The following is a 24224-nucleotide window of genomic DNA, read 5'->3' on the forward strand; positions in this document are numbered from 1 at the left end:
CCCGGCCATTCTGCCGCTTGGCGACGGCGATCCGCTCGGCTATGACCCGGCCCATGCTGACGAAAACCCTGACGCGCATAGGCGCGGCCACCACCCTGGTCCTGATCGCCTCGCCCGTGCTGACCGGCTGCTCGACATCGAAGAACAAGGCCGACACCCTCTATGTCGCCCGTGACGTGTCGACCCTCTACAACAGCGGCAAGGCGCGGCTCGATCGCGGCCAGTACAAGCTCGCCGCCGCCCTGTTCGACGAAGTGGAGCGCCAGCATCCCTATTCGCCCTGGGCGCGCCGGGCGCAGCTCATGTCGGCCTTCAGCTATTATATGAACCGCGACTATGCGGAATCGATCTCCGCCTCGCAGCGCTTCCTGTCGATCCACACCGGCAACAAGGACGCGCCCTACGCTTATTATCTGATCGCGCTCTGCTATTATGAGCAGATTGCCGACGTCACCCGCGACCAGAAGATCACGAGCCAGGCAATGGACGCGCTGGGCGAACTGATCCGCCGCTATCCCGACACACGCTATGCCGCCGACGCGCGGCTGAAGGTCGATCTGGTGAACGATCACCTCGCCGGCAAGGAGATGGAGGTCGGCCGCTTCTATCAGCGTCGCGGCCAGTGGCTCGCCGCCACGCTGCGCTTCCGCACCGTGATCGACAAATATCAGACCACCACCCACACGCCCGAAGCGCTGGAGCGACTGGTCGAATCCTATCTCTCGCTCGGCATCCCCGCCGAAGCGCAGAAGGCCGCCGCCGTGCTGGGCCGCAACTATCCCGGCACCAAATGGTATGAACGCAGCTACAAGCTGATGCAGGAACATGGCGGCAAGGCTTGAATCCAACATGGTCCCGTCCCTTCCAGGGAGGGGTTAGGGGTGGGTCGCGAGCGGAGCGCGCGTCCGGCCTTCATGTTATCGAGCGCCGCTGACGCGGCGCACCCACCCCCGGCCCCTCCTTGTCAAGGAGGGGGGAGTCTGGTGTCTTGCTGACCGCGCTCGCCATCCGCAATGTCGTGTTGATCGAGGCGCTGGACCTGGAGTTCGGCGCGGGCCTTTCCGTGCTGACCGGAGAGACGGGGGCGGGCAAGTCGATCCTGCTCGATTCGCTGGGCCTGGCGCTGGGCGCGCGCGCCGACAGCGGCCTCGTCCGCAATGGCGAAGCGCAGGCCAGCGTCGTCGCCAGCTTCGAGCCGCCGGCCGCCGACCATCGCGCCACCGCGCTGCTGGCGGATAATGGCATCGACATAGAGCCAGGCGAGCCTTTGCTGATCCGCCGGCTGGTGAAGGCCGATGGCGGCAGCCGCGCCTTCGTCAATGACCAGCCCTGTTCGGCGGCGCTGCTGCGCGACCTTGGCAGCGCCCTGGTCGAAATCCATGGCCAGCATGACGATCGCGGCCTCCTGAACCCGCGCGGCCACCGCGCGCTGCTGGACAGCTATGGCCGGTGCGAGGCCGAAGCGGTCGCGTCCGGCCATGCCGCCTGGCGCATGGCGGCGACCGCGCTCGCCGAAGCGCGCACGATCGTCGCCAACGCCGCGCGCGACCGCGACTATCTGACGCACGCGGTCGAGGAACTGCGCGCCTTCGCGCCCGAAGCCGGCGAGGAAGCGACGCTGGCCGAGGAGCGGGCCAATATGCAGAAGGGCGCGCGCCTCGCCGACGACCTCTCCGCCGTAGCCGATTGCCTGGCCGGCTCCGACGGTGGCCTGGCCCAGTTGCGCCAGGCCGCGCGCCGGCTCGACCGCATCGCCGGGGAAGAGCCGCTGTTGACCGCCGTGCTCGAAGCGCTCGACCGCGCCGTGGTGGAAGCGGGGGAGGCGGAGGATCGCCTGGCCGAGGCCGCCGAAGCGCTCAGCTTCGATCCCGCCCGCCTCGACGCGATCGAGACGCGGCTGTTCGACTTGCGCGGCCTTGCACGCAAGCATCAGGTCGCGCCCGACGATCTTGCCGCCCTGCGCGACGAGATGGCCGCGAAACTCGCCGCCATCGAGGGCGGGGAGGAGCATATCGCCACGCTGGAAAAGGATGTCGCGAAGAAGGCCGCCGCCTATCGCGCCGCCGCGCAGGCGCTGTCGGCCGAACGCCAACTGGCCGCCGGCCGCCTCGACGCCGCCGTGGCGGGCGAACTGGCGCCGCTCAAACTGGACGCGGCCCGCTTCCGCACCGTCGTCGCGCAACTGGACGAGGGGCAGTGGAGCGCGCAGGGCATGGACCGGGTCGAGTTCGAAATCTCGACCAACCCCGGCGCGCCCTTCGCCCCGCTGGCGAAGATCGCGAGCGGCGGCGAATTGTCGCGCTTCATCCTCGCCTTGAAGGTCGCGCTGGCCGAACGGGGCGGGGCGGACACGCTGATCTTCGACGAGATCGACCGGGGCGTGGGCGGCGCAGTCGCCGACGCCATCGGGGAGCGGCTCGCGCGCCTCGCCCGCAGCAACCAGATCCTCGTCGTCACCCACAGTCCGCAGGTCGCCGCGCGCGGCGCGGGCCATATGCTGATCGCGAAGTCCAGCGACGGCACCGTCACCCGCACCGGCGTCCACGCGCTGGACGAAGCCGAACGGCGCGAGGAAATCGCCCGGATGCTCTCCGGCGCGGAGATCACGGCGGAAGCAAGGGCGCAGGCGGAACGCTTGCTGGAGCGGGTTTAGAGAGACGGCCGTCCGTTTCGAGCGAAGTCGAGAAACGAACGGACCATGAGGAAAAGGGAAGGCGCATGACCCATGATCGCAGAGACATGCTCGGCCTCGCCGCCGCCGCGATCGCCGCCACCGCCATCCCCGCCGCAGCGCAGGAGGCAAAGCCCCGCTACGGCCTGATCGGCCAGATGCTGAGCCTTCCCGGCAAGCGCGACGAACTGGCCGCCATCCTCGCGGAAGCGACCGGCGCGATGCCCGGTTGCCTCTCCTATGTCGTGGCGTTCGACAGCGCCAATCCCGACGCGATCTGGATCACCGAAGTCTGGGACAGCCGCGAAAGCCATGCCGCCTCCCTCAAACTCCCTGCCGTCCGCGCCGCCATCGCCCAGGCGCGGCCCATCATCGCGGGCTTCGGGCAACGGTTCGAGACCGTGCCGGTGGCGGGAATCTGAAGCCGGCGCTAAAGCATCCCCCATGACCGACCCCGCGACCCTCACCGAAGCCGAAGCCGCCAACCGCCTGATGCGTCTTGCCAGGGAGGTGGCGAAGCATAACCGCCTCTATCATGACCAGGACGCGCCGGAGATCACGGACGCCGCCTATGACGCGCTGATCCGCGAAAACAACGCGCTGGAGGCTGCCTACCCGCACCTGATCCGCGCCGATTCGCCCAATGCCCAAGTCGGCGCCACCGCCACTTCCGCGCTGAAGAAGGTGCCGCACGCCGTCCGCATGATGAGCCTCGACAACGGCTTTTCTGACGAGGACATCGCCGAGTTCCTGGCCCGCGTCCGCCGCTTCCTTGCGCTGCCCGACGATGCGCCGCTCGCGCTCACCGCCGAGCCGAAGATCGACGGCCTCTCCTGTTCGCTCCGTTATGAAAAGGGCGAACTGGTCCTCGCCGCGACGCGCGGCGACGGCGCGACCGGCGAGGATGTCACCGCCAATGTCCGCACCATCGCCGATATTCCCCAGAGCCTGACCGGCTCCAATATCCCCGACCTGTTCGAAGTGCGCGGAGAGGTCTATATGGCGAAGGCCGATTTCGTGGCGCTCAACCAGCGCCTCCTCGCCGAAGCCGACGACCCGGACAAGGCGCGCCAGTTCGCCAACCCCCGCAACGCTGCCGCCGGGTCGCTGCGCCAGAAGGACGCGGCCGTCACCGCCAGCCGCCCGCTGCGCTTCCTTGCCCATGGCTGGGGCGCCCATGGCGCACTGCCCGCCGACACCCAACTGGGCGTCATGCAGGCGATCGCTTCCTGGGGCCTGCCCGTCTCCGACATGCTCGCCTGCGTCGACAGCCTCGAAGCTCTCATCGCCCATTATCGGGGCATAGAGGCCGCGCGCGCCGACCTGCCCTTCGATATCGACGGCGTCGTATACAAGGTCGACCGGCTCGACTGGCAGCAGCGCCTCGGCTTCGTCGCCAAAGCCCCGCGCTGGGCCATCGCCCATAAATTCCCCGCCGAACGCGCGCAGACCACGCTCGAATCCATCGACATCCAGGTCGGCCGCACCGGCAAGCTGACCCCCGTCGGCCGGCTGACCCCCGTCACCGTGGGCGGCGTGGTCGTCTCCAACGTCACGCTGCACAATGCTGACGAGATTGCGCGCCTGGGCGTCCGCCCCGGCGACCGCATCATCGTCCAGCGCGCGGGCGACGTCATCCCGCAGGTGGTCGACAATCTGACTCGCGACGAAGTGCGAGCGGCCTTTCCCTTCCCGACCCATTGCCCGGTCTGCGGCTCCGAAGCGGTGCGCGAGGAGGAGGAAGTCGATTATCGCTGCACCGGCGGCCTCATCTGCCCGGCCCAGCGGTTCGAGCGGCTGCGCCACTTCGTCAGCCGCGCCGCGCTCGACATCGAAGGGCTGGGCGAAAAAAGCATCCAGGAATTTCTCGACCTTGGGTGGATCACCGAGCCGGCCGACATCTTCCGCCTGAAACGGCATCGCGCCGATCTTCTGGCGCGCGAAGGCTGGAAGGAAAAGTCGGTCGATAATCTCCTCGCCGCGATCGAGGCCAAGCGCGCGCCGGACGCCGCGCGCCTGCTCTTTGGCCTGGGCATCCGCCATGTCGGCGCGGTCACGGCGCGTGACCTGCTCAAGCGCTACACGACGCTCGCCGGCATCCGCGCCTTGGCGCAGGAGATCATCGCCCTGCGCGACATGGCCGACCCGGCCGAAACACAGGCGAAGCGCGACAAGGCGATCGCCGAGCATATCGGCGTTGAAAATGTCGGCGCGGCGGTGGGTCATGCGCTGGCCGACTTCTTCCATGAACCGCATAATCAGGCGGTCTGGGACGATCTTCTCTCTGAAGTGTCGCCACCCGATTATGTCGTGGAAACCACCGCCAGCGCGGTGACGGGCAAGACTGTCGTCTTCACCGGCAAGCTCGAAACCATGAGCCGCGACGAGGCCAAGGCACAGGCCGAACGGCTGGGCGCGAAGGCGGCGGGATCAGTGAGTGCGAAGACCGATCTGGTCGTGGCCGGGCCGGGGGCGGGCAGCAAGCTCAAGCAGGCGACGGCGCTCGGCATCGAAGTCATCACAGAAGAGGCATGGGCGGAAATCGTGAAGGCGGCGGGATAAGCCGGACTGCCGGGGCTTTGGGGCATGTGAAGCAGGTAAGGGCGGCCAGGAAAAAGGCCGCCAAAGGCGACCTTTCCCCAAGCCGGGTAGCGTAAATCCCGTCCCCTCAGAAGACCGGCATGTTCGCCGGATCGTCCGGGTCGGCGACGGGCACCGGGATCGGCGAAACCGGCGAGTGGATGCCGCATTCCACCTTGTCCCAGCCGCGCCAGCGGCCCGCGCGCGGGTCTTCGCCCGGCAGCACCTTGGACGTGCAGGGTTCGCAGCCGATCGACAGATAGCCCTGGCTTTCCAGCGGGTGACGCGGCAGGTCATGCTCGGCGAAATAGGCTTCCAGGTCGGTCTTGGTCCAGTCGCCCAGCGGGTTGAGCTTCAGCAGGCCATCCTCCACCTCGAACCGGGGCAGGTTCTGGCGCGTCACCGACTGGAACGCCTTGCGGCCCGAAATCCAGGCGTCGAGGCCATCCTTGGCGCGCTTCATCGGCTCGACCTTGCGGATTTCGCAGCACCCGTCCGGATCGTAGGACCAGCGCAGCCCGGTCTCGTCCTTCTTCGCGATCACGTCCGCCAGCGGCGTCACCGTGCGACTGTCGGTGAAGCCCATCCGCGCGATCAGCGTATCGCGATAGTTCAGCGTCTCGGCGAACATCTTGAGCGTGTCGACGAAGATCACCGGCACGGTCGGGTCCGCCTTCGCCACCAGATCGAGCAGCACCGCGCTCTCCGTGCCGAAGGAGGAGACGACGGCGACATTGCCGGCGAGGCCTTCTGCGAACACGGTCTTGAGCATGGTCAGCGTATCGACGCCCTCGAACCGCGCGTTCAGCGCGTCGGCTTGCCCCTGGGTAAAGGCGGGGCGCGCATCGATCACATCAATCTGGCGGGCAGGTTCAGCCATCTATTTTCTCCGGGTGCCGCTTCGCCCACACCGGGCTGCGGCCGTCGATCGCCTTCTGGTAGACGTCGGCATAGCGGTTGAGCGCGCGCTCCACGGCGGCGTCATCCAGCGCCTTGACGGGGTGGAAACTGTCGAAGCCGCAGCGGCGCATCGCGTTGATCTGGTCCACCAACACGTCGCCCACGGCGCGCAATTCGCCCTGATAGCCCGCTTCCCGCAGGATGCGCGCGGCCGAATAGCCGCGCCCGTCGCCATAGGCCGGGAAGTTCACCTCGACCAGCGACAGCCGGTCGAGATAGGGCAGCAGTTCGCGGGCATCCTCGCCCGGTTCGATGCGGACGGCGGTGGCGTTGGACTGGCCGGTGAAGGATTCGACCGTGACCGCCGGTTCCTGGCCCGCTTCGCCCTCGCGGAACGACAGAAATTCAACCATCCTAAAAGCCTCCGTCCATTTGACCCATCCCGTCATCCCCGCGGCGGCGGGAAACCACCTCCTCACCTTGCGGCTGGGGATCGCTCAGGAGATGGGTTTCCGCCTTCGCGGAAACGACAAAGATTTTTTTTCGAGACGACAACTCAACCATAGATCGCCTCCTTGAACGGCTTCATGCCGATGCGGCGATAGGTGTCGAGGAAGCGTTCGCCGCTTTCGCGCTGGGCCAGGTAGATGTCCGTGACTTTCTCGATCGCGTCGACCACGCCGTCCTCGGAGAAGCCGGGGCCGGTGATCTGGCCGAGCGAAGCATCCTCCGCGCCCGACCCGCCGAGCAGCAGCTGGAAATTCTCTACGCCCTTCCGGTCGACGCCCAATATGCCGATATGGCCGGCATGATGGTGGCCGCAGGCGTTGATGCAGCCTGAAATCTTGAGCTTCAACTCGCCCAGTTCCGCCTGACGCTCGGCATCGGCGAAGCGCTGCGCGATCTTCTGTGCCAGCGGGATCGAGCGGGCGTTGGCGAGCGCGCAATAATCGAGGCCGGGGCAGGCGATGATGTCGGTGATGAGGTCCAGGTTCGCCTCGGCCAGCCCCGCTTCGTCCAGCTTCTGCCAGATGGCGTGGAGGTCTGCCTTCCGAACATGCGGCAGGACGAGATTCTGCGCATGAGTCACACGCAGTTCGTCGAAACTATAGCGTTCTGCCAGGTCCGCCACGAGCGCGATCTGCTCGGCCGACGCATCGCCGGGGATTCCGGTCAGCGGCTTCAGGCTGATATTGACGATCGCATAGCCGGGCGCCTTGTGCGCCGCGACCTGCCGGTCGACCCACAAGGCGAAGGCCGGATCGCTGCGGTCGATCTCTCCGCTCAGGCCCGTTTCATAGGCGGGTGCGGCGAAGAAGGCGCGGATGCGGTCCAGTTCCTCGCTCGGCGGGTTGAGGCCCAGCGTCCGCATATGGGCGAACTCTTCCTCGACCTGCCGCTTATATTCCTCGACGCCGATCTCATGGACCAGGATCTTGATCCGCGCCTTATACTTGTTGTCGCGGCGGCCATAGCGGTTGTAGACGCGCAGGCAGGCTTCCAGATAGGAGATGATCTCCTCTTCCGGCACGAAGTCGCGGATCAGCGGGGCGACCATCGGGGTGCGGCCCATGCCGCCGCCGGCATAGACTTCGGCACCGATGACGCCGTCACGCTCGACCAGCTTCAGGCCGATATCGTGCAGCCGCATCGCCGCGCGGTCCTCGTCGCTGGCGACCACCGCGATCTTGAACTTGCGCGGCAGATAGGTGAATTCAGGGTGGAAGCTCGACCATTGGCGCAGCAGTTCGGCCCAGGGGCGGGGGTCCGCCACCTCGTCGGCGCTCACGCCCGCATATTGGTCGGAACTGATGTTGCGGATGCAATTGCCGCTGGTCTGGATGGCGTGCATCTCCACCGTCGCCAGCTCGGCGAGGATGTCGGGCGCGTCGGCCAGCTTGATCCAGTTATATTGCAGGTTCTGGCGCGTGGTGAAGTGGCCATAGCCCCGGTCATATTTCGCCGCGATCTCGCCCAGCTTGCGCATCTGCTTGCCGCTCAGCGTGCCATAGGGGATGGCGACGCGCAGCATATAGGCGTGGAGTTGCAGATAGAGGCCGTTCATCAGCCGCAGCGGCTTGAACTGGTCCTCGGTCAGCGCGCCGGTCAGGCGGCGCTGCACCTGGTCGCGAAACTCCTCGACGCGGGCGTCGACGATGGACTGGTCGTAGCTGTCGTAGCGATACATGGTCAGATCACCCAGTTGCCGGCATCGGCGTCATTCGGTTTCAGGGTCAGGTCGGGACGCACGGTCGGCCCCAGCGCGCGGATGCGATCCTTGATATGGGCCGGGCGCACGCCGTCCTGCGTGACGGTCGCGTCGATCACATAGGCGCCCACCACGCGCAGCGCGGCTTCCTCGGTGCGGGCCAGGTCGTCGCCATGTTCGCCCACATCGACGCTGTCGCCCACCTGGCGCGACCAGCCGTCGCCCGCCCACCAGATGACGTCGCCGCTCACCAGGTCATTGCCCGTCAATATCTTCATTCTACCCTTTTCCCATCCGGCGCGGTCGTTGCCGCGCCTTCCATAGTCCCGGCTGCATCGCGACACGCGACCAGCACGTCGCGCGCCAGCGCATGGGCCGCCACGTCGCCGACCACGATCAGCGCCGGGCTGACGACCTTTTCCCGCGCCACCATGTCGCCCAGGTCGGCGAGCAGGGTGCGCAAGCTGCGCATGTCGGCGCGCGTGCCATTTTCCAGCACCGCCACCGGGATCGCCGGTGACACGCCGTCTGCGATCAGCTTGTCGGCAATGTCGGCCGCCGTCGCGACGCCCATATAGATGACGAGCGTGCGGCCCTTCCCCGCCAGTCCCGACCAGTCCTGGTCGGACAATCCCTTGCACTGGCCCGCGACGAAAGTGACCGCGCTCGACGCCTCGCGATGGGTGAGGGGGAGCTGCGCGGCCGCCGCGCTGCCGATCGCCGCGCTGATGCCCGGCACCACCTCCACCGGCACGCCCGCCGCGCGGCAGGCGTCCACTTCCTCGCCGCCGCGGCCGAAGATGAAGGGATCGCCGCCCTTCAGCCGCACCACCGGCTCGCCCGCCAGCGCGCAGCGGACCAGCAGCGCGTTGATCGCGTCCTGCGGCATCGAATGGCGGCTGCGCTGCTTGGCGACGGAAATCAGTTCCGCCTGCGGCCCGGCCAGCGCCAATATCTCGTCGGAAACCAGCCCGTCATGCACGATGACCCGCGCGTCGCGGATCAGGCGCACGGCCTTGATGGTCAGCAGTTCCGGATCGCCCGGTCCCGCGCCCACCAGGTGAACGGTAGCAGGTGCATTGTCAGCCATGGTCGCCACATGGCGAAAGCGCCGCGCGAGTTCAATTCAGAATGGGTATGGCGGGGATTAGGAAAAGTTTTTGCGGGCCGGGCGGTCAGTCGCCCATGGCGCTGACATCGATGTCCTTCAGCCCCACGCCGATGGAAGCGCGCGGCGTCTCGATCTCGGCCGACACCACCGGATAGGCGCAATAATCGGCGGCATAATAGGCGCTTGGCCGGTGATTGCCCGACACGCCGACCCCGCCGAACGGCGCGTTGGACGCAGCGCCGTTGGTCGGCCGGTTCCAGTTGACCACGCCCGCGCGGATGTTCGACCAGAACTGGCTATATTGTTCGGGCGACCCGCCGATCAGCGACGCGGCCAGGCCATAGCGGCTGTTGTTCGCCTCCGCGATCGCATCGCCGAACTCGGCCACGCGGATCACCTGCAACAAGGGTCCGAACAGTTCGACGTCGGGCCGCTCCTTCATGCCGGTCACGTCGATGATCGCCGGCGTCAGGAAGGGCAGGCCCTTTTGCGGCCGGACCATATGCTTGATCGGGCGGCCGCCGTTGCTCATCAGCCAGAGGAAGCTTTCGGTCAGCCCGTCGGCGGCCTGATTGTCGATCACCGGACCCATATAGGGCGTGGGGTCGGCATGGGGATGGTCGACGATCAGCCGGTCCGCCAGCTTCTTGACCTCCGCGATCAGCGCGTCGGCCAGGCTGTCCCGGACGATCAGCCGGCTGGCGGCGGTGCAGCGCTGGCCGCTGCTCAGGAAGGCGGACTGGATGACGATGGTCGCGGCGGCATGGATTTCCGGCGTGTCCCACACGACAATCGGATTGTTGCCGCCCATCTCCAGCGCCAGGATCTTGGACGGTTGCGCCGCGAACTGCCGGTTGATCGCGATGCCCGTCTGGGCCGATCCGGTGAACAATATCCCGCCGACATCGGCATGGGCGGCCAACGCCTTGCCCGCGTCCGACCCGCCGACCAGCAGCCGCACCGCATCGATCGGCACCCCCGCCTCATGATAGAGCTTCACCAGCATCTCGCCCACGGCCGGCGTCTTTTCCGACGGCTTGAAAACCACCGCATTGCCCGCCAGCAGCGCTGGGATGATATGGCCGTTGGGCAGGTGCGCCGGGAAATTATAGGGGCCAAGCACCGCCATCACGCCATGGGGCTTGTGCCGCACGGACTGGCGCGCGCCCAGCGCCGCCTCCAGCCGCCTTTGCCCGGTGCGTTCCGAATAGGCGGCGACGCTGATGTCCACCTTGCCCATGACGGCGGCGACCTCGGAGCGCGCGTCCCACAGCGGCTTGCCCGTCTCGCGCGCGATCAGGTCGGCCAGCGCCTCCTCGTTGCGGCGAACGACATTGACGAAGCGTCGCAGCGTCTCGATCCGATAGGCGATGGGCTGCGCCGCCCAGCGCGGCCAGGCGGCGCGGGCGCGCGCCACCTCGGCATCGACATCGCCTGGCTCGCCCTGCCACAGCAGGGCGCCGGTTGCGGGTTCATGGGATGTAAGCGACGCGGACATTTGCGCCATGATATGCCGGAAATTGGTTAACGAAAGAAGAGGGGGATGATGGGCGCGTCCTGGAGGCCGATGGCTCTATCCTGATACGCCGCTGCGCTGGCTATGACGGACTATCTTCAACGGGGTGAAGCCTGCGCCCGCGTCACACCACCGCCGGCGCATCCCCATGCGCTTCGCCCATGCGCCGGATCGCGGCGACCTTGGCGTGCAGCGGACCCCAGTCGTCCTCCTTGTCGATCGCGCTCCAGATCGCCTCGACCTCGTCGATATGCATGGAGCAGGGAACCTCGTCGGCCCAATAGTCATGGTCCTTCGCTCCGGGCAACGCGCTGAAATCCGCGATCGCCACGCGGAAGGGTGCCCATGCCGCGTCGCCATAGGACGCGCCGTCGCGCGCCGTGCCGCCGCGCCAGTCATGGAAGAAAACGTCGATCCCGGTGCCGGTCGTCACCATGCCGCGCACCGCCGCCTCGATCATCGGACCCGGCTCGGCCCCCGGCTCGACGCCCAGCCGCCAGCAGAAACGGCGTTGCATCGCCTCCCCATAGAGCGTCGGGAAACGCTCCAGTTGCGCGATCAGCGGCTCCGCGTCCACCAGCGGGCGCAGCGACACCGCCAGTTGCGCGACGTCCCAATGGATCGCCTCGGCCTGCCGCCCGAAGGCATAAAGCCCTTGATGGTCGAAATAGGCGGCGGTGAAGCCAGCGTCCCACAGCGGCGTGAAGCGCCAAGGCCCATAGTCGAAACTCTCGCCCGTCACATTGATATTGTCGCTGTTCAGCACGCCATGCACGAAGCCCGCGATCATGTAGCTCGCCGCCAGGTCGGCGGTCCGCTCGACCACCCGGCCCAGCAGTTGCGCGGCCGGATTGTTCCCCGGCGTCTCGCCATAGAGCCGCGTCAGCGCATAGTCGGTCAGCTTCTCCAACAGCGCCTTGTCTTCGTGGAAAGCTGCCCGCTGGAAGCTGCCGATGCGGATATGCGAATGGGACAGGCGCACCATCGCGGCGCCGCGCGTCGGCGAAGGCTCGTCATTGCGCTCCAGCGCCTCGCCCGTCTCGATGATCGAAAAGGTCTTGGACGTGTGGACGCCCAGCGCCTCCAGCATTTCTGTCGCCAATATCTCGCGCACGCCGCCTTTCAGCGTCAGCCGTCCGTCGCCGAAGCGGCTATAGGGCGTCTGGCCCGATCCCTTGGTGCCCAGGTCCAGCAGCCGGTCCCTGTCGTCCCGCACTTGCGCGAACAGAAATCCGCGCCCGTCGCCGATGTCGGGATTATAATGGCGGAACTGGTGGCCATGGTATCGCAACGCCAGCGGCCGGGGCAGGCTGCCCTCCAGCGGCGCGAAGCGCCCGAAATGCGAGATCCATTGCGCGTCGCTCAGCCCGTCCAGCCCCACCGCCGCCGCCGCCCGGTCGTTGCGGTAGCGCAGGATCGTCTGCGGGAAGTCCGCCGCGGCGACCGGATCGGCAATGTCCGGCATCAGCGCGTCGATTTCGGTGGCGGGACGATATTTGGCGGCTTGCGGCGTCTGGTTCATATGGCGATATGGGGGAGTGAGGGCGGAAGGATCAAGCTTGACCGGCTACAAGGACGGATATTGGTGGTCACCCGACGGGCTGCGGCTTCATTATCGGGACTATCCAGCCGAGGGGGGCGGCGATGACGGGCGCCCGCCCTTGCTCTGCCTGCCCGGCCTGACCCGCAACGCCCGCGATTTCGAGCCGCTGGCCGGCCGGCTGGCGGGCGAATGGCGCCTGATCTGCCCGGACATGCGCGGTCGCGCCGAAAGCGCCTATGCCAAGGACGCGATGACCTATGTCCCGCTCACCTATTTGCAGGACATCAGCCGTCTGCTCGCCGACCTTGCCATCACCCGTTTCGTTGCGATCGGCACCTCGCTGGGCGGCATCATCACCATGCTGATCGCCGCTACCCAGCGCGAATGGCTGGCGGGCGCGCTGCTCAACGATGTCGGCCCGACGCTGGACGATGCGGGGCTGGCGCGCATCCGCTCCTATGTCGGCGTCGGCCAATCGCACCCGACCTGGGTCCATGCCGCCCGCGCGCTGGCGGAGGCCAATGCGGATGTCTATCCCGGCTATGATCTGGAACAATGGATCGCCATGGCCAAGCGCCTCTATCGCCTCAACAGCGGCGGCCGCGTGGTGCTCGATTATGACATGAAGATCGCCGAACCCATCCGCGCCATGGGCAGCGAGGCGGGCGTCGACATGTGGCCGGTGATGCAGGCCTTCGCCGGCATCCCGACGCTGCTGCTGCGCGGCGAACGGTCCGACCTGCTCGGCGCCGCCACCGCGGAACGCATGGTGCGGGACATGGGCGACAGCGCCGAACTGGCGACCATCCCCCATGTCGGCCACGCCCCCGCGCTCGACGAGCCGGAAAGCGTCGCCGCCATCGACCGGCTGCTGAGCCGCGTCCTCCATGGCTGATGGTTCCGGCCAGCCCCGGCCCCATATCCTCCACGTCCATGGCAGCTTCACCCTGGGGGGGAAGGAAGCCCGCGCCATCCGGCTGATGAACATCTGGGGCGATCGGGCGCGGCACAGCATCGTCAGCGCCGCGCCGGATGCGATGGGCGCGCGCGCGGCGATCGGCGCGCATGTTCCGGTCGACTTTCCCGATGCGCCGGCCATGGCCGGCCGTCCCGGCTATGTGCGCTTCCGGAATATAGCTAAATATCTGAAAAGATTTGATTTAATACTGACTTACAATTGGGGTGCGATGGATGCGGTCATGGCCCATCAATTGTCCAGTTCGCTGTCCATGATGCCGCCGCTGGTCCATCATGAAGATGGCTTCAACGCCGACGAGGCGGCGGGCCTCAACCCCCGGCGCAATCTCTATCGCCGTCTGGCGCTGCGCCACGCCCATGCGCTGGTCGTGCCCTCGGCCCGGCTGGAGGGGATCGCCCGGCAGGTGTGGAAGCAACCGGAGGGCAGGGTCCATCTGATCCGCAACGGCATCGACGTCGCCCGCTACGCCGCGCCGCCCGCGCCGGACGCCATTCCCGGCCTTGTCCGCTCCCCCGGCAAGCTGCTGGTCGGGACGCTTGCCGGACTGCGCCCGGTCAAGAATATCCCGCGCCTCGTCCGCGCGGTCGCCGCGCATCGGGACCGGCTGCAACTTGTGGTGGTGGGCGAGGGGCCGGAGCGCGACGCCATCCTGGCCGAAGCCGCCGCCCATGGTCTGGACGACCTCCACCTCGCCGGCTTCATGGACCGCCCCTGGCGCTTCGTCGGCCTGTTCGACATCTTCGCCCTGTCCTCCGACAGCGAGCAGTTTCCGATCTCTCTGGTGGAAGCGATGGCGGCCGGCGTGCCGGTCGCGTCCATGGATGTGGGCGACGTCGCCAATATGGTCGCGCCCGAAAACCGCCCCCTGGTCGTGCCGGACGAGGCGGGGCTGGCCGATGCGCTGGGCGCGCTGGCGGCCGACCCGGACCTGCGCGCGCGCCTGGGCGCCGCCAACCGGCAGCGCGCGGAGCGCGACTATGTCGAGGAGCAGATGGTAAACGCCTATGCACGCCTGTACGGGGAGGCACTGGCCAGCCCCATGATTTTGCGCTAGGGCGCGCGAAATTCGTCATAGACAGCCAAAGCTGCTATAGGGTCGCTTTTTACCCGGTCGAGGGGGCCGGGCCGTTGCGCAGGAGATGTCGTTGTTCAAGGGGTTGAAGCCCATCGTCTATGGTGGCCGCGAAGTCTGGCCGCTGGTCGAAGGCGGCAAGGGCGTTGCCGTGTCCAACCATGCCAGTTCGGGCGCCTGGGCGGCTGCCGGCGGCATCGGCACGGTGTCTGCGGTCAACGCCGACAGCTATGACAGCTTCGGCAACGTCATCCCCCAGATCTATCATGGTCGCACCCGTCGTGACCGGCATGAGGAACTGATCGCCTATGCCATCGACGGTGCCGTCGAGCAGGTGAAGCGCGCCTTCGAGATCGCCGGCGGCAAGGGCGCGATCAACATCAACGTGCTGTGGGAAATGGGCGGCGCCCAGCGCGTGCTGCACGGCGTGCTCGAAAAGACGAAGGGCATGGTCGCGGGCGTCACCTGCGGCGCGGGTATGCCCTACAAGCTCAGCGAGATCGCCGCCTCCTACAATGTCAGCTATCTCCCCATCGTCTCCTCCGGCCGCGCCTTCCGCGCGCTGTGGAAACGCGCCTATTCCAAGGCATCGGAATGGCTGGCGGCGGTCGTCTATGAAGACCCCTGGCTCGCGGGCGGCCATAACGGCCTCTCCAACGCGGAAGACCCGCGCGCGCCGCAGGACCCCTATCCCCGCGTCCGTGACCTGCGCGCAACCATGCGCGAAGGCGGCATTTCGGACGATGTGCCGATCGTGATGGCCGGTGGCGTCTGGGCGCTCAAGGACTGGAACGACTGGATCGACAATCCCGAACTGGGCGCGATCATGTTCCAGTTCGGTACCCGCCCGCTGCTGACGCAGGAAAGCCCGATCCCGCAGCTCTGGAAAGACCGGCTGATGCAGCTGGAACCGGGCGACGTGCTGCTGCACCGTTTCTCGCCGACCGGCTTCTACAGCTCGGCGATCCGCAATCCTTTCCTGCGCTCGCTCGAAGCGCGTTCGGACCGGCAGATTCCCTTCAGCACCGAACAGGCGGGCGATCATACCCACCAGCTCGACGTCGGCGTGAAGGGCAAGAATTTCTGGGTGACGCTCGGTGACCTTCAGCGTGCCCGCGAATGGTTCGGCGCGGGCTTCACCTCCGCGCTCAAGACGCCGGACAATACGCTCGTCTTCGTCACAGAGGAAGAGAAGGCGGAAATCCGCAAGGACCAGACCGACTGCATGGGCTGCCTCAGCCAATGCGCCTTCTCCAGCTGGATGGACAGTGAGACCAACTCGACCGGCCGCCTCGCCGATCCGCGCAGCTTCTGCATCCAGAAGTCGCTCCAGGAATCGGTCCATGGCGGCGACCTCGACAAGAATCTGTTGTTCGCCGGCCATGCCGCCTATCGCTTCAAGCAGGACCCCTTCTACTCGAACGGGTTTGTGCCGACCGTGAAGCAGCTGGTCGACCGCATCCTGACCGGCGACTGATGGCGTCCGGGATGAATGCGGATATTCAGGGGCTGGCGGTGCTTCATTATGAGACACCGCATTTCGATATCGTGCGGCCGGGGCAGTTCGTGGTCTGCGCCGTCTCGGGCGCGCGAATCGACCTCGACGACCTCAAATATTGGAGCGCCGAGTTCCAGGAAGCCTATGTCGGCGCGCAGGAGGCGACTCGCGCCTTTCTGCGCCATCGCGGGGCGGCCTGGGGCTGAAAGGGCGAGCGTTGGGGCGGTGCGTTAGGCCCTGACCATTTCAAGAGGCACGGATGAGCGGTTCGCCGTCCCAACGGGGCGATCCGCCGCAATTTTGCTGTTCCGCTTGCCGTAAAACTGATGTAGTCTTTCCACAGAGGCGACGAAAGATCGCCCAAGGGTGGAAGGATGTTTACTAATGTCTCGTATCGACATTTTTGGTGATCGTATCTGCATCGTGTCGAGCCTGCTGATCGTCGGCTGGTTCCTCTATAGCGTCATATCCTGATCCTTCTCCTGACGGTTCATGATGAACCGTCGATCGTCTCCTGCCTTCAGCGTCGCGCCTCGCTGCCGCCTGTCCTGCGGCCGCGCTTACTTTGAGAAACTTGGGGAGAGAGGCATGTTCAGCCATGTCATGGTCGGGACCGATGACATCGACGCGTCGCGGGCCTTCTACGATTCGCTGTTTGCGACGCTGGGCGGCAAAGCCGCTATGGTCGATGACAAGGGGCGCCTGATCTACTTGCACAAGGGCGCGCTGTTCATGGTCAGCAGGCCGATCGACGGCCAGCCGGCCTGCCATGCCAATGGCGGGACGATCGGCTTTGCCATGGACTCGCCCGCACAGGCCGATGCCTGGCACGCCGCGGGCCTTGCCGCCGGTGGAACCGCCTGCGAAGATCCGCCCGGCGTGCGGGAAGGCGGCTTCGGCAAGCTCTACCTTGCCTATCTGCGCGATCCGGCAGGCAACAAGCTGTGCGCGCTGCACCGGCTGTCCTGACCCAAGCCAGGCTGGCACCTGGCCAAGCAAAGCTATTTGGACTTTCTCTACCGAACTACTAGATAGAGCGGTGAGCGCCCGGCGCTTCGCGGCTTTTGAAGGATGTCAGCTTGCTCCGCGTCACCAACGGCTAAAGCGCACGGTCCCCAGGCGACTTCGCCAGGTGTCGTGTTCCCTTGATCAGGAGAAGACGATGACACGCAAGACCATAAGTTCGCGCCGGCAACAGCGCAGCCCCGCCCGCTCGGCGGCCGCCCATGTCTTTCTGCCCCATTCGTCCTGGGCGAGCGCCGAGCGCAAGCCGGTGCCCAGCGCTACGATCAAGGCGGACGATTTCTGGGAGCGGCTGGGGCTTTAACGGACGGGAACCTACCGGAACACCACCGTCTTGCCGCCGTTCAGCAGCACGCGCCGGTCGGCGATCCAGCCGACGGCGCGCGCCAGCACCTGCGCCTCGATGTCGCGGCCGATGCGGACCATGTCGTCGGCGGTGGCGCGATGGTCGATCCGCTCGACCGCCTGCTCGATGATCGGCCCCTCGTCCAGGTCGGCGGTGACGAAATGCGCGGTCGCGCCGATCAGCTTGACCCCGCGCTCATGCGCGCGGTGATAGGGACGGGCGCCCTTGAAGCCGGGCAGGAAGCTGTGGTGGATATTGACGCAGCGTCCCGCCAGTCGCTCGACCAGTTCCTCCGACAGCACTTGCATGTAGCGCGCGAGGATCAGATAGTCGGACCGGCTGCGGTCGAAAATGTCGAGCAGCGCGGCCTCCTGTGCCGCCTTGTCGCCATTGGCGGGCAGCTCATGATAGGGGATGCCATGCCATTCGGTGATGCGGCGCATGTCGGCATGGTTCGACACCACCCCCATGATGTCGACCGCCAGCATTCCCGTCTGCCAGCGATGCAGCAGGTCGGCCAGGCAATGCGATCCCTTCGATACGGCGATCAGCATCCGGGGCCGGTGGCTGGCGGCGGTCAGCACCCAGTCCATCGCGAATTGTTCGCCGATCCCGGCAAAGTCCGCGCGCAGCCCGTCGGTATCGCGCATCCGCTCGTCGGTCGCCTCGAACGCGACGCGCATGAAGAAGAGGTCGGCCTCCCGGTCGGCATATTGCTGGCTGTCGGTGATGAACCCGCCGCTCTCCGCCAGGAAGCGGCTGACGGCGGCGACGATGCCGACGCGATCGGCGCAGACCAGGGTCAGAACCCAGGATGGAACGACAGGATTTGGCAACGGCCCCTCCGCGGATGATGCGCTGCCGTTGCCCTAAGCCTGTGTGATGTTCAAGCCGTTAACCGGCACGGCTGCGACTTCGTCCGCCTCGAAGCTGGCGATCGGATAGGCGCAATAGTCGGCGGCATAATAGGCGCTGGGGCGGTGATTGCCCGATGCGCCGAGGCCGCCGAAGGGCATGTTGCCCGCCGCCCCGGTCGTCGGCCGGTTGCGATTGACCACGCCCGCGCGGCTTTCCTCGACCACCCGCCGCCAGAGTGCCTCATCCTGCGAGATCAGGCCGGCGGACAGGCCGAAGCTGGTCGCATTGGCGGTGGCGATCGCGGCGTCGAAATCGGGCACCCGGATGACCGACAGGACCGGGGCGAAAATCTCCGCGTCCGGCGCCTCGATGCCGGTCATGTCGAGCAGGGCGGGAGTGACGAAGGCGGCGCTATGGCCCTTGATCCCGTCGAACGGGCGGATCACCCGCGCGCCGCGCGCGATCAGGTCGCTGACCGCCCGATGCGCCGCTGCGGCGGCCTGGTCGGACACGAGCGGCCCCATGAAGGCCTCGCCCGGCTCGTTCCAGGCGGTGATCGGCAGTTGCGCCGCGAGCGCGGCGGTCGCCTCGACGATCGCGTCGCCGACCGATCCTTCGGGCACGATCAGGCGGCGGGCGCAGGAACAGCGCTGGCCGGTGGTGACGAAGGCGGAGTTGACGATGATCGACGCGGCGGCTTCGGGTGAGTCCCAGGCGATCAGCGGATTATTGCCGCCCAGTTCCAGCGCCATGATGACGTGCGGCCGGTCCACCAGCGCCCGGCGCAGCGCCGCCCCGGCGCCCGCCGATCCGGTGAAGAGCAGCCCGTCTATGTCGCCCGCGACCAGCGCTTCTCCCGTCGCCCGGCCGCCCTGCAAGACGGTCAGCAGACCGTCGGGCAGGCCCGCCGCCGCCCAGGCGTCGGCCATCGCCGCGCCGGTGGCGGGGGTGATCTCCGATGGCTTGAACACCACCGCATTGCCCGCGATCAGGGCGGGGACGATATGGCCATTGGGCAGGTGGCCGGGAAAATTATAGGGACCGAGCACCGCCATCACGCCATGGCCGCGATGGCGCAGAACCGCGCGGCCGAACGGCATGTCGGCGCTCCGCTCGCCGGTGCGTTCGGCATGGGCCTTGGTCGACACGTCGACCTTGGCGATCATCGACCCGACTTCGGCGTCGCTTTCCCAGAGCAGCTTGCCCGTCTCGCGGGAAATGAGTTCGGACAGCGCCGCGCGCCGCTCGCCCAGGATCGCGGCATAGCGCCGGGCGACGGTGATGCGGTCGTCCACGGGCAGCGCGCGCCAGCCGGGCAGGGCGGCGCGGGCGGCGGCGATGGCGCGGCGGCAATCCTCCGCGTTCGCGACCGGCCCTTCCCAGACCAGTTCGCGTGACGCCGGATCGAAGGACTGGAGCATCATCGTCACCGTGAAGCGCCCGCCAGCGCACTGGTCATGGCGAAGATGCCGGTTGCGTTGCCGGTGTCGAAGGCGAGGTCGAGCCGGCCCGTTTCGGGATCGACGTCGCGGCTGATGAATTCGTAGAAGGAGCCTGGCACCCGGCGCAGTTCGCCATCGGCGAAGAGGCGTTCGACGCTGTCGGCGCGGAAGGCGGTCTGGCGCACCCGGCCGCTGGCGGAAATTTCCAGCCGCTCCTTCATCGGCCGGTCTTCGGCCTTCAACCGGTCGGCAAGGGTGGCGACGTCCGGCACCCGGTCGGTCGCATGGTTGAAGCCATTGCCTTCGGTCGCGATCCAGGCCGCTTCGTTGGATCGGGAGAGGAGTAGCTGGTAATCGTCGAAGGCGGGCGGCTTATGCTGCCGGTCGAAGGCGGACAGGATCACCGGCAGGGCGGCGATCGCTTCACCGATCTGGACAGCTTCGCGGGCGGCATAGCGGGCGAGGACGGCCCTGGCGCAATCGTCCAGCGGGTCGCGGCTGCTGTCGAATATGCGATGGGCCGCTGCGCCGAACTCCGCGTCGAAGCGGTCGACATGCAGTTCGGACAGGAAGAATTGGGGGATCGCCTCGGGCAAGTCGATATGGCGATAGGCCCGGCCGGTCATCTTCAGCCGGTCGAGCGGATAGATGGCCGCCATCTCATAACCCAGCGGCAGGAAGATGCGGGTGAAGGCGTCCTCGCCGCCGGGCAATGCGCCGGTCGCGCCTTCGGCAAAGCGGATAGAGCGCAGCGCACCATGGTCGAACAGGATCGTGCCGCCGCGTGCCACCGTGTCGGCGACATAGGCCGCGCCGCTCGGCACCCGGCCCAGCAGGTCGTGGAACAGCGCGACGTTCAGGGCCATGGCGAAGGCGGCGCGGGATACCGTCTCACCGCGCTCGGCCAGCAGCAGGGGGTCGATCGCCAGCATGGCCATGGTCCGCCGGCCCGCGGTGGCGCCCAGCGTCGCGACGACCAGTGTCTCCATGCTGCCCATATTCTCATTCGACATTTACATGCTCCGGGATGACACCGCTCTTATCGCAGGATAGTCAGCATATTCAAAATGGCGACCTGTCATCTATTGATGCGAGATTGGAATGAGCGTTTCCCGCAAATGGCTGCCGCCGATGAACACGCTGACCGCTTTCGAGGCGGCGGTGCGCCATGGCGGCTTTTCCCGCGCAGGCGAGGAGATCGGCCTGACCCAGAGCGCAGTCAGCCGCCAGATCGCGCAGCTGGAGGACATGCTCCAGACACCCCTGTTCGACCGGATCGGGCGGCGGGTGCGCCTGAACGAGGCAGGGCGGACCTATGCGGACGAATTGCTGCCCGCGCTCGACAGCATCCGCCGCGCCACGGCCAGGGCGTCGGCCAGGCCGTCGCAGACCGCGCTCCGGGTCGCGACATTGCCCAGTTTCGGGATGCGCTGGCTCGCGCCGCGCCTGCCTCTGCTGACCGCGCGCCATCCCGACCTGGTGATCGACTTCGCCGCCCGCTCGCAACCCTTCGACTTTGGCCATGAAGAATTTGATGCGGCTGTCCATTTCGGTGTCGCCGCGGACTGGCCGGGTGTCTCGATGGACTTCCTGTTTCGTGAGGAAGCGGTGCCGGTCTGCGCGCCTGATTGGCTGGCGGCCCATCCGCTGCGCACGCCGGCCGACCTGTTGCATGTGCCCTTGCTTAGCCAGACATCGCGACGCGACGCCTGGGCGCGCTGGCTGGCGGCGGCGGGCGTCGACACGTCGGGGCTGGCGCCGGGGCCGGCCTTCGAACATTTCCTGATGCTGGCGCAGGCGTCGGCGGCGGGCGCGGGGGTGGCGCTGATCCCCAGCTTCCTCATTCGGCCGGAGCTGGACGCCGGGACATTGGTCATCCCCTTCGCCCGTCCCATGTCGACCGAGCAGGCCTATTATCTCGTCTATCCGCCCGATGCGCTGACCAGTCCGGCAGTGGCGCAGTTTCGCGACTGGATGGTGGAGCAGGCGGGCGTGGTCAGGTGACCACGACCGTTCGACCTTCAGCTCTTCTTGGGCATACAGTCTGCGCCGGCGGCCTTGATGCGGATGCAGAGGCGGCTGGCGTCGGCACTGCTGGCGATCGGCCCGGCCTGGAGGCGGGTGACGGCGCCGGCCTTCACCAGGAAGGGCTGATAGGCGGACAGGCCGCTCACCTTGCCGGTCAGGCGGCTCCACAGGGCGCGGGCATTGGCTTCCGCGCCGAACGCGCCGAGCTGGACCCGCCAGCCGCCCGATGCGGACGGCCGGGGCAGGGCGGGCCTGGGCGGGGTCGCGGCGGCGACCTGCGGCCTGGGGGTGGCGGGCTTCGGCGCTGGTGCTGCGGTCCTGGCCGCCGGCGGCGTGGAGGCCGGCAGCTGCGCCGTCGGCACCGATGCGGGGGCGGCGCGAACAGGCGCCTGGTCGGCCGCGGCAAAGGTCGCGCCCTTGCCCTGGTCCATATTGGCCGCCATGGCCAGGCCCTGCCGGCGCTGATCCTCGGGAATATATTTGTCCATCTGGGTGAGGCTGGTCGACGCCTGGGCAAGGCCCGAAGCGGCCGCCCGGCTCATCAGCGCATAGGCGCGCACCCAGTCCTTGCCGACCAGGTCGCCGTTGAACAGGGCGGTCCCGACGATATATTGGGCGCGCGGCTCGCCCCGCATCGACGCGCGCTGAAGGTAGGACATGGCGCCGGCGCGATCGCCTTGCTGGAACATCAGCAGGCCCAGATTATCCTCGGCCCGCAAATGGCCCTGAGCGGTCGCCTTTCGGTACCAGTCGATTGCGGTAGAAAGATCGGCCTGGACGCCCCGGCCCAGCTTGTAGGCCTGGCCCATGTTGAATTGCGCATCGGGGTCGCCGGCTTGTGCCAGCGGCCGCCATTCGCGGATCGCCTTGGCATAGTCGCCCTGCTGCCAGGCATCGACGCCCGTCTTCACATCGGCCAGCACCGGTGCGGACAGGGCCAGCCATGCGCCGGCGGCCATCATCCCCCAGATATGCTTCATCTTCCACGCTCCTGCGGCAATCCGTTGCGGTCGTCATGACGGAACAAGGTTAAGGTCCGATTAGCACAAGCGCGGGCCGGTGGCAGTCCTTTCCCGGTCCCTGCGATGCGATGGCATGCAGGCCGGTTAACCGAATTTTAGGCGCAGCCATGGCAATCCCCGGCGGAACTGGATTTTCCACGGGGGTTGAGCGTGCGGATATTGGCATTGGCATCGCAGAAGGGCGGGTCGGGCAAGACCACCCTGTCGGGGCATCTGGCCGTGCAGGCGCAGCGCGCCGGCGCCGGTCCGGTGGTGCTGATCGACATCGATCCGCAGGGATCGCTGGCCGACTGGTGGAACGAGCGCGAGGCGGAATATCCCGCCTTCGCCCAGACCACCGTCGCGCGGCTGGCCGCCGACCTGGAGATATTGCGCCAGCAAGGCTTCAAGCTGGCGGTTATCGATACGCCGCCCGCCATCACCATGGCGATCCAGAGCGTCATTTCGGTCGCCGAACTGATCGTCGTGCCGACCAGGCCCAGCCCGCATGACCTGCGCGCCGTCGGCGCCACGGTCGACCTGTGCGAACGTGCCGGCAAGCCGCTGATCTTCGTCGTCAACGCCGCCACGCCCAAGGCGCGCATCACTTCCGAGGCCGCCGTCGCCCTGTCGCAGCATGGCACGGTCGCGCCGGTGACGCTGCACCATCGCACCGATTTCGCCGCGTCGATGATCGACGGCCGCACCGTGATGGAGGTCGATCCCAAGGGCCGCTCCGCCGCCGAGGTGGAGGCGCTGTGGACCTATGTGTCCGACCGGCTGGAAAAGAATTTCCGTCGCACGGTCTTTTCCGTGCCGCATGGCAGCGTCGGCACCGTCGCCGCCCGTCCCGCCGGTGGTGGCTTCGGCCGCCGCGTGATCGGCCAGTAAGGAGAGCATCGTCATGGCCGAACCCAAGCCGCTCGCATCGCTCACCTCCGGCCTGCTCGCCCGCAAGGGCGCGGCCCAGCCGGCCATGCGCCGCCCCATGCTCGGCTTCGGCCGGGGCGCGGCGGTCGCGATTCAACAGGATGATCTGGGCTGGAACGACATGGGCTTCGACGTCGAGCCGACGCCGGAGCCGGTCGAACAGCCGCCCGTGGCGATCGGCTTGACGCCGATGGGCAACAGCGTAGCCGTCAGTGCGCCCGTCCCCGCCGTGGTGGCGGCGCGCGAGGAACTGGCCGAACGGATCGGTGCGACGCAGGAGCGGGCGCAGCCCGTCACAACCGCCGCGCCGGCACGCAGCCGCAAGGCCGCCTTCACGCTGCGGCTGGACGCGGATCGCCATCTCCGGCTGCGGCTGGCGAGCGCGGTCACGGGCCGGTCGGCGCAGCAGATGGTGACCGAAGCGCTCGACAATTTTCTCAGCAACCTGCCGGACGTCGACCGGCTGACCCAGCAGCTGCCGCATATGCGCGGCGGCGCGTGAAGAAAGGGTGGACAG

The 24224-nt window shown here is 67.3% G+C and carries 25 protein-coding genes; 13 read left to right on the forward strand and 12 right to left on the reverse strand.

The window, feature by feature from the left end; all coding sequences use genetic code 11:
* The first annotated feature begins 53 nt into the window (after positions 1-53).
* From A7Q26_RS17390 to ligA, 4 genes are all read left to right on the forward strand, one after another.
* On the forward strand, positions 54-842 hold the full coding sequence (locus A7Q26_RS17390; RefSeq protein WP_066862880.1) for an outer membrane protein assembly factor BamD: 789 nt from the start codon (positions 54-56) through the stop codon (positions 840-842).
* A gap of 146 nt (positions 843-988) precedes the next feature.
* Complete coding sequence (gene recN, locus A7Q26_RS17395) at positions 989-2653, forward strand: DNA repair protein RecN (RefSeq protein WP_066862070.1); 1665 nt, start codon at positions 989-991, stop codon at positions 2651-2653.
* A 65-nt stretch (positions 2654-2718) separates the two neighbouring features.
* Positions 2719-3093 carry a putative quinol monooxygenase gene (locus tag A7Q26_RS17400; RefSeq protein WP_066862073.1) on the forward strand — a complete coding sequence of 125 codons (375 nt, stop codon included), beginning with the start codon at positions 2719-2721 and terminating at the stop codon, positions 3091-3093.
* Positions 3094-3115: 22 nt separating this feature from the next.
* On the forward strand, positions 3116-5233 hold the full coding sequence (ligA, locus tag A7Q26_RS17405) for an NAD-dependent DNA ligase LigA (RefSeq protein WP_066862076.1): 2118 nt from the start codon (positions 3116-3118) through the stop codon (positions 5231-5233).
* A gap of 106 nt (positions 5234-5339) precedes the next feature.
* On the opposite strand, the gene A7Q26_RS17410 is transcribed toward ligA, so the two are convergent.
* From A7Q26_RS17410 to A7Q26_RS17440, 8 genes are all read right to left on the reverse strand, one after another.
* Positions 5340-6131 carry a phosphoadenylyl-sulfate reductase gene (locus A7Q26_RS17410; RefSeq protein WP_066862079.1) on the reverse strand — a complete coding sequence of 264 codons (792 nt, stop codon included), beginning with the start codon at positions 6129-6131 and terminating at the stop codon, positions 5340-5342.
* Positions 6124-6564: a DUF934 domain-containing protein gene (locus A7Q26_RS17415; protein ID WP_066862082.1), complete on the reverse strand. Its 441-nt coding sequence runs from the start codon at positions 6562-6564 to the stop codon at positions 6124-6126. The genes A7Q26_RS17410 and A7Q26_RS17415 overlap by 8 nt, the downstream gene beginning before the upstream one ends.
* A gap of 1 nt (position 6565) precedes the next feature.
* Positions 6566-6715, reverse strand: coding sequence for a hypothetical protein (locus tag A7Q26_RS25700; protein WP_198162969.1), 150 nt, complete (start codon positions 6713-6715; stop codon positions 6566-6568).
* Positions 6708-8339, reverse strand: coding sequence for a nitrite/sulfite reductase (locus A7Q26_RS17420; RefSeq protein ID WP_066862083.1), 1632 nt, complete (start codon positions 8337-8339; stop codon positions 6708-6710). Before A7Q26_RS17420 ends, A7Q26_RS25700 begins: the two co-directional genes overlap by 8 nt.
* Positions 8340-8341: 2 nt before the next feature.
* Entirely contained in the window at positions 8342-8638 is a 297-nt protein-coding gene (locus tag A7Q26_RS17425) for a DUF2849 domain-containing protein (RefSeq protein WP_066862086.1), read from the reverse strand.
* Positions 8635-9450, reverse strand: a complete 816-nt coding sequence (gene cobA, locus A7Q26_RS17430) for a uroporphyrinogen-III C-methyltransferase (RefSeq protein ID WP_066862089.1) — start codon at positions 9448-9450, stop codon at positions 8635-8637. Before cobA ends, A7Q26_RS17425 begins: the two co-directional genes overlap by 4 nt.
* Before the next feature lie 85 nt (positions 9451-9535).
* A complete protein-coding gene (gene astD / locus A7Q26_RS17435; RefSeq protein WP_066862887.1) occupies positions 9536-10969 on the reverse strand; it encodes a succinylglutamate-semialdehyde dehydrogenase in 1434 nt (477 codons plus the stop codon).
* 142 nt (positions 10970-11111) lie between these two features.
* Positions 11112-12509 carry a protein adenylyltransferase SelO family protein gene (locus tag A7Q26_RS17440; protein ID WP_066862092.1) on the reverse strand — a complete coding sequence of 466 codons (1398 nt, stop codon included), beginning with the start codon at positions 12507-12509 and terminating at the stop codon, positions 11112-11114.
* Positions 12510-12546: 37 nt separating this feature from the next.
* Here A7Q26_RS17440 and A7Q26_RS17445 point away from each other — a divergent pair, with 37 nt between their 5' ends.
* The 6 genes from A7Q26_RS17445 to A7Q26_RS25295 all read left to right on the forward strand — a co-directional run bounded on the left by A7Q26_RS17445 (position 12547) and on the right by A7Q26_RS25295 (position 17406).
* Positions 12547-13425 carry an alpha/beta fold hydrolase gene (locus A7Q26_RS17445; protein ID WP_066862095.1) on the forward strand — a complete coding sequence of 293 codons (879 nt, stop codon included), beginning with the start codon at positions 12547-12549 and terminating at the stop codon, positions 13423-13425.
* Positions 13418-14563 (forward strand): glycosyltransferase family 4 protein, encoded by a 1146-nt coding sequence (locus A7Q26_RS17450; RefSeq protein WP_066862098.1) that lies wholly within the window; start codon positions 13418-13420, stop codon positions 14561-14563. The genes A7Q26_RS17445 and A7Q26_RS17450 overlap by 8 nt, the downstream gene beginning before the upstream one ends.
* A 91-nt stretch (positions 14564-14654) precedes the next feature.
* Positions 14655-16058 carry an NAD(P)H-dependent flavin oxidoreductase gene (locus A7Q26_RS17455; protein ID WP_066862890.1) on the forward strand — a complete coding sequence of 468 codons (1404 nt, stop codon included), beginning with the start codon at positions 14655-14657 and terminating at the stop codon, positions 16056-16058.
* 11 nt (positions 16059-16069) lie between these two features.
* Positions 16070-16285 (forward strand): DUF2093 domain-containing protein, encoded by a 216-nt coding sequence (locus tag A7Q26_RS17460; protein ID WP_066862893.1) that lies wholly within the window; start codon positions 16070-16072, stop codon positions 16283-16285.
* A gap of 382 nt (positions 16286-16667) precedes the next feature.
* Complete coding sequence (locus A7Q26_RS17465) at positions 16668-17048, forward strand: VOC family protein (protein WP_066862101.1); 381 nt, start codon at positions 16668-16670, stop codon at positions 17046-17048.
* Between the two features lie 193 nt (positions 17049-17241).
* Positions 17242-17406 (forward strand): hypothetical protein, encoded by a 165-nt coding sequence (locus A7Q26_RS25295; protein ID WP_157102592.1) that lies wholly within the window; start codon positions 17242-17244, stop codon positions 17404-17406.
* Between the two features lie 11 nt (positions 17407-17417).
* On the opposite strand, the gene purU is transcribed toward A7Q26_RS25295, so the two are convergent.
* The 3 genes from purU to A7Q26_RS17480 are packed head-to-tail and all read right to left on the reverse strand — an operon-like array spanning position 17418 to position 20761.
* Positions 17418-18284, reverse strand: a complete 867-nt coding sequence (gene purU, locus A7Q26_RS17470; protein WP_066862103.1) for a formyltetrahydrofolate deformylase — start codon at positions 18282-18284, stop codon at positions 17418-17420.
* A gap of 33 nt (positions 18285-18317) precedes the next feature.
* On the reverse strand, positions 18318-19730 hold the full coding sequence (gene astD / locus A7Q26_RS17475) for a succinylglutamate-semialdehyde dehydrogenase (protein WP_066862106.1): 1413 nt from the start codon (positions 19728-19730) through the stop codon (positions 18318-18320).
* A 2-nt stretch (positions 19731-19732) separates the two neighbouring features.
* Positions 19733-20761 carry a 2-oxoadipate dioxygenase/decarboxylase family protein gene (locus A7Q26_RS17480; protein WP_066862109.1) on the reverse strand — a complete coding sequence of 343 codons (1029 nt, stop codon included), beginning with the start codon at positions 20759-20761 and terminating at the stop codon, positions 19733-19735.
* 88 nt (positions 20762-20849) lie between these two features.
* Between A7Q26_RS17480 and gcvA the strand changes: the two genes are divergently transcribed.
* Entirely contained in the window at positions 20850-21752 is a 903-nt protein-coding gene (gcvA, locus tag A7Q26_RS17485; RefSeq protein WP_066862112.1) for a transcriptional regulator GcvA, read from the forward strand.
* Between the two features lie 17 nt (positions 21753-21769).
* On the opposite strand, the gene A7Q26_RS17490 is transcribed toward gcvA, so the two are convergent.
* Positions 21770-22756 carry an SPOR domain-containing protein gene (locus A7Q26_RS17490; protein WP_066862115.1) on the reverse strand — a complete coding sequence of 329 codons (987 nt, stop codon included), beginning with the start codon at positions 22754-22756 and terminating at the stop codon, positions 21770-21772.
* Between the two features lie 192 nt (positions 22757-22948).
* On the opposite strand from A7Q26_RS17490, the gene A7Q26_RS17495 reads away from it, so the two are divergent.
* Together A7Q26_RS17495 and A7Q26_RS17500 are read left to right on the forward strand one after the other, a co-directional pair.
* The gene (locus A7Q26_RS17495; protein ID WP_066862896.1) at positions 22949-23668 is read left to right on the forward strand and encodes a ParA family protein; all 720 of its coding nucleotides are present in this window, start codon (positions 22949-22951) and stop codon (positions 23666-23668) included.
* Positions 23669-23681: 13 nt separating this feature from the next.
* On the forward strand, positions 23682-24209 hold the full coding sequence (locus tag A7Q26_RS17500; RefSeq protein WP_066862117.1) for a hypothetical protein: 528 nt from the start codon (positions 23682-23684) through the stop codon (positions 24207-24209).
* The last annotated feature ends 15 nt before the right edge of the window (positions 24210-24224 follow it).

Source organism: Sphingobium sp. TCM1 (genome assembly GCF_001650725.1).
Classification (GTDB): Bacteria; Pseudomonadota; Alphaproteobacteria; order Sphingomonadales; family Sphingomonadaceae; genus Sphingobium.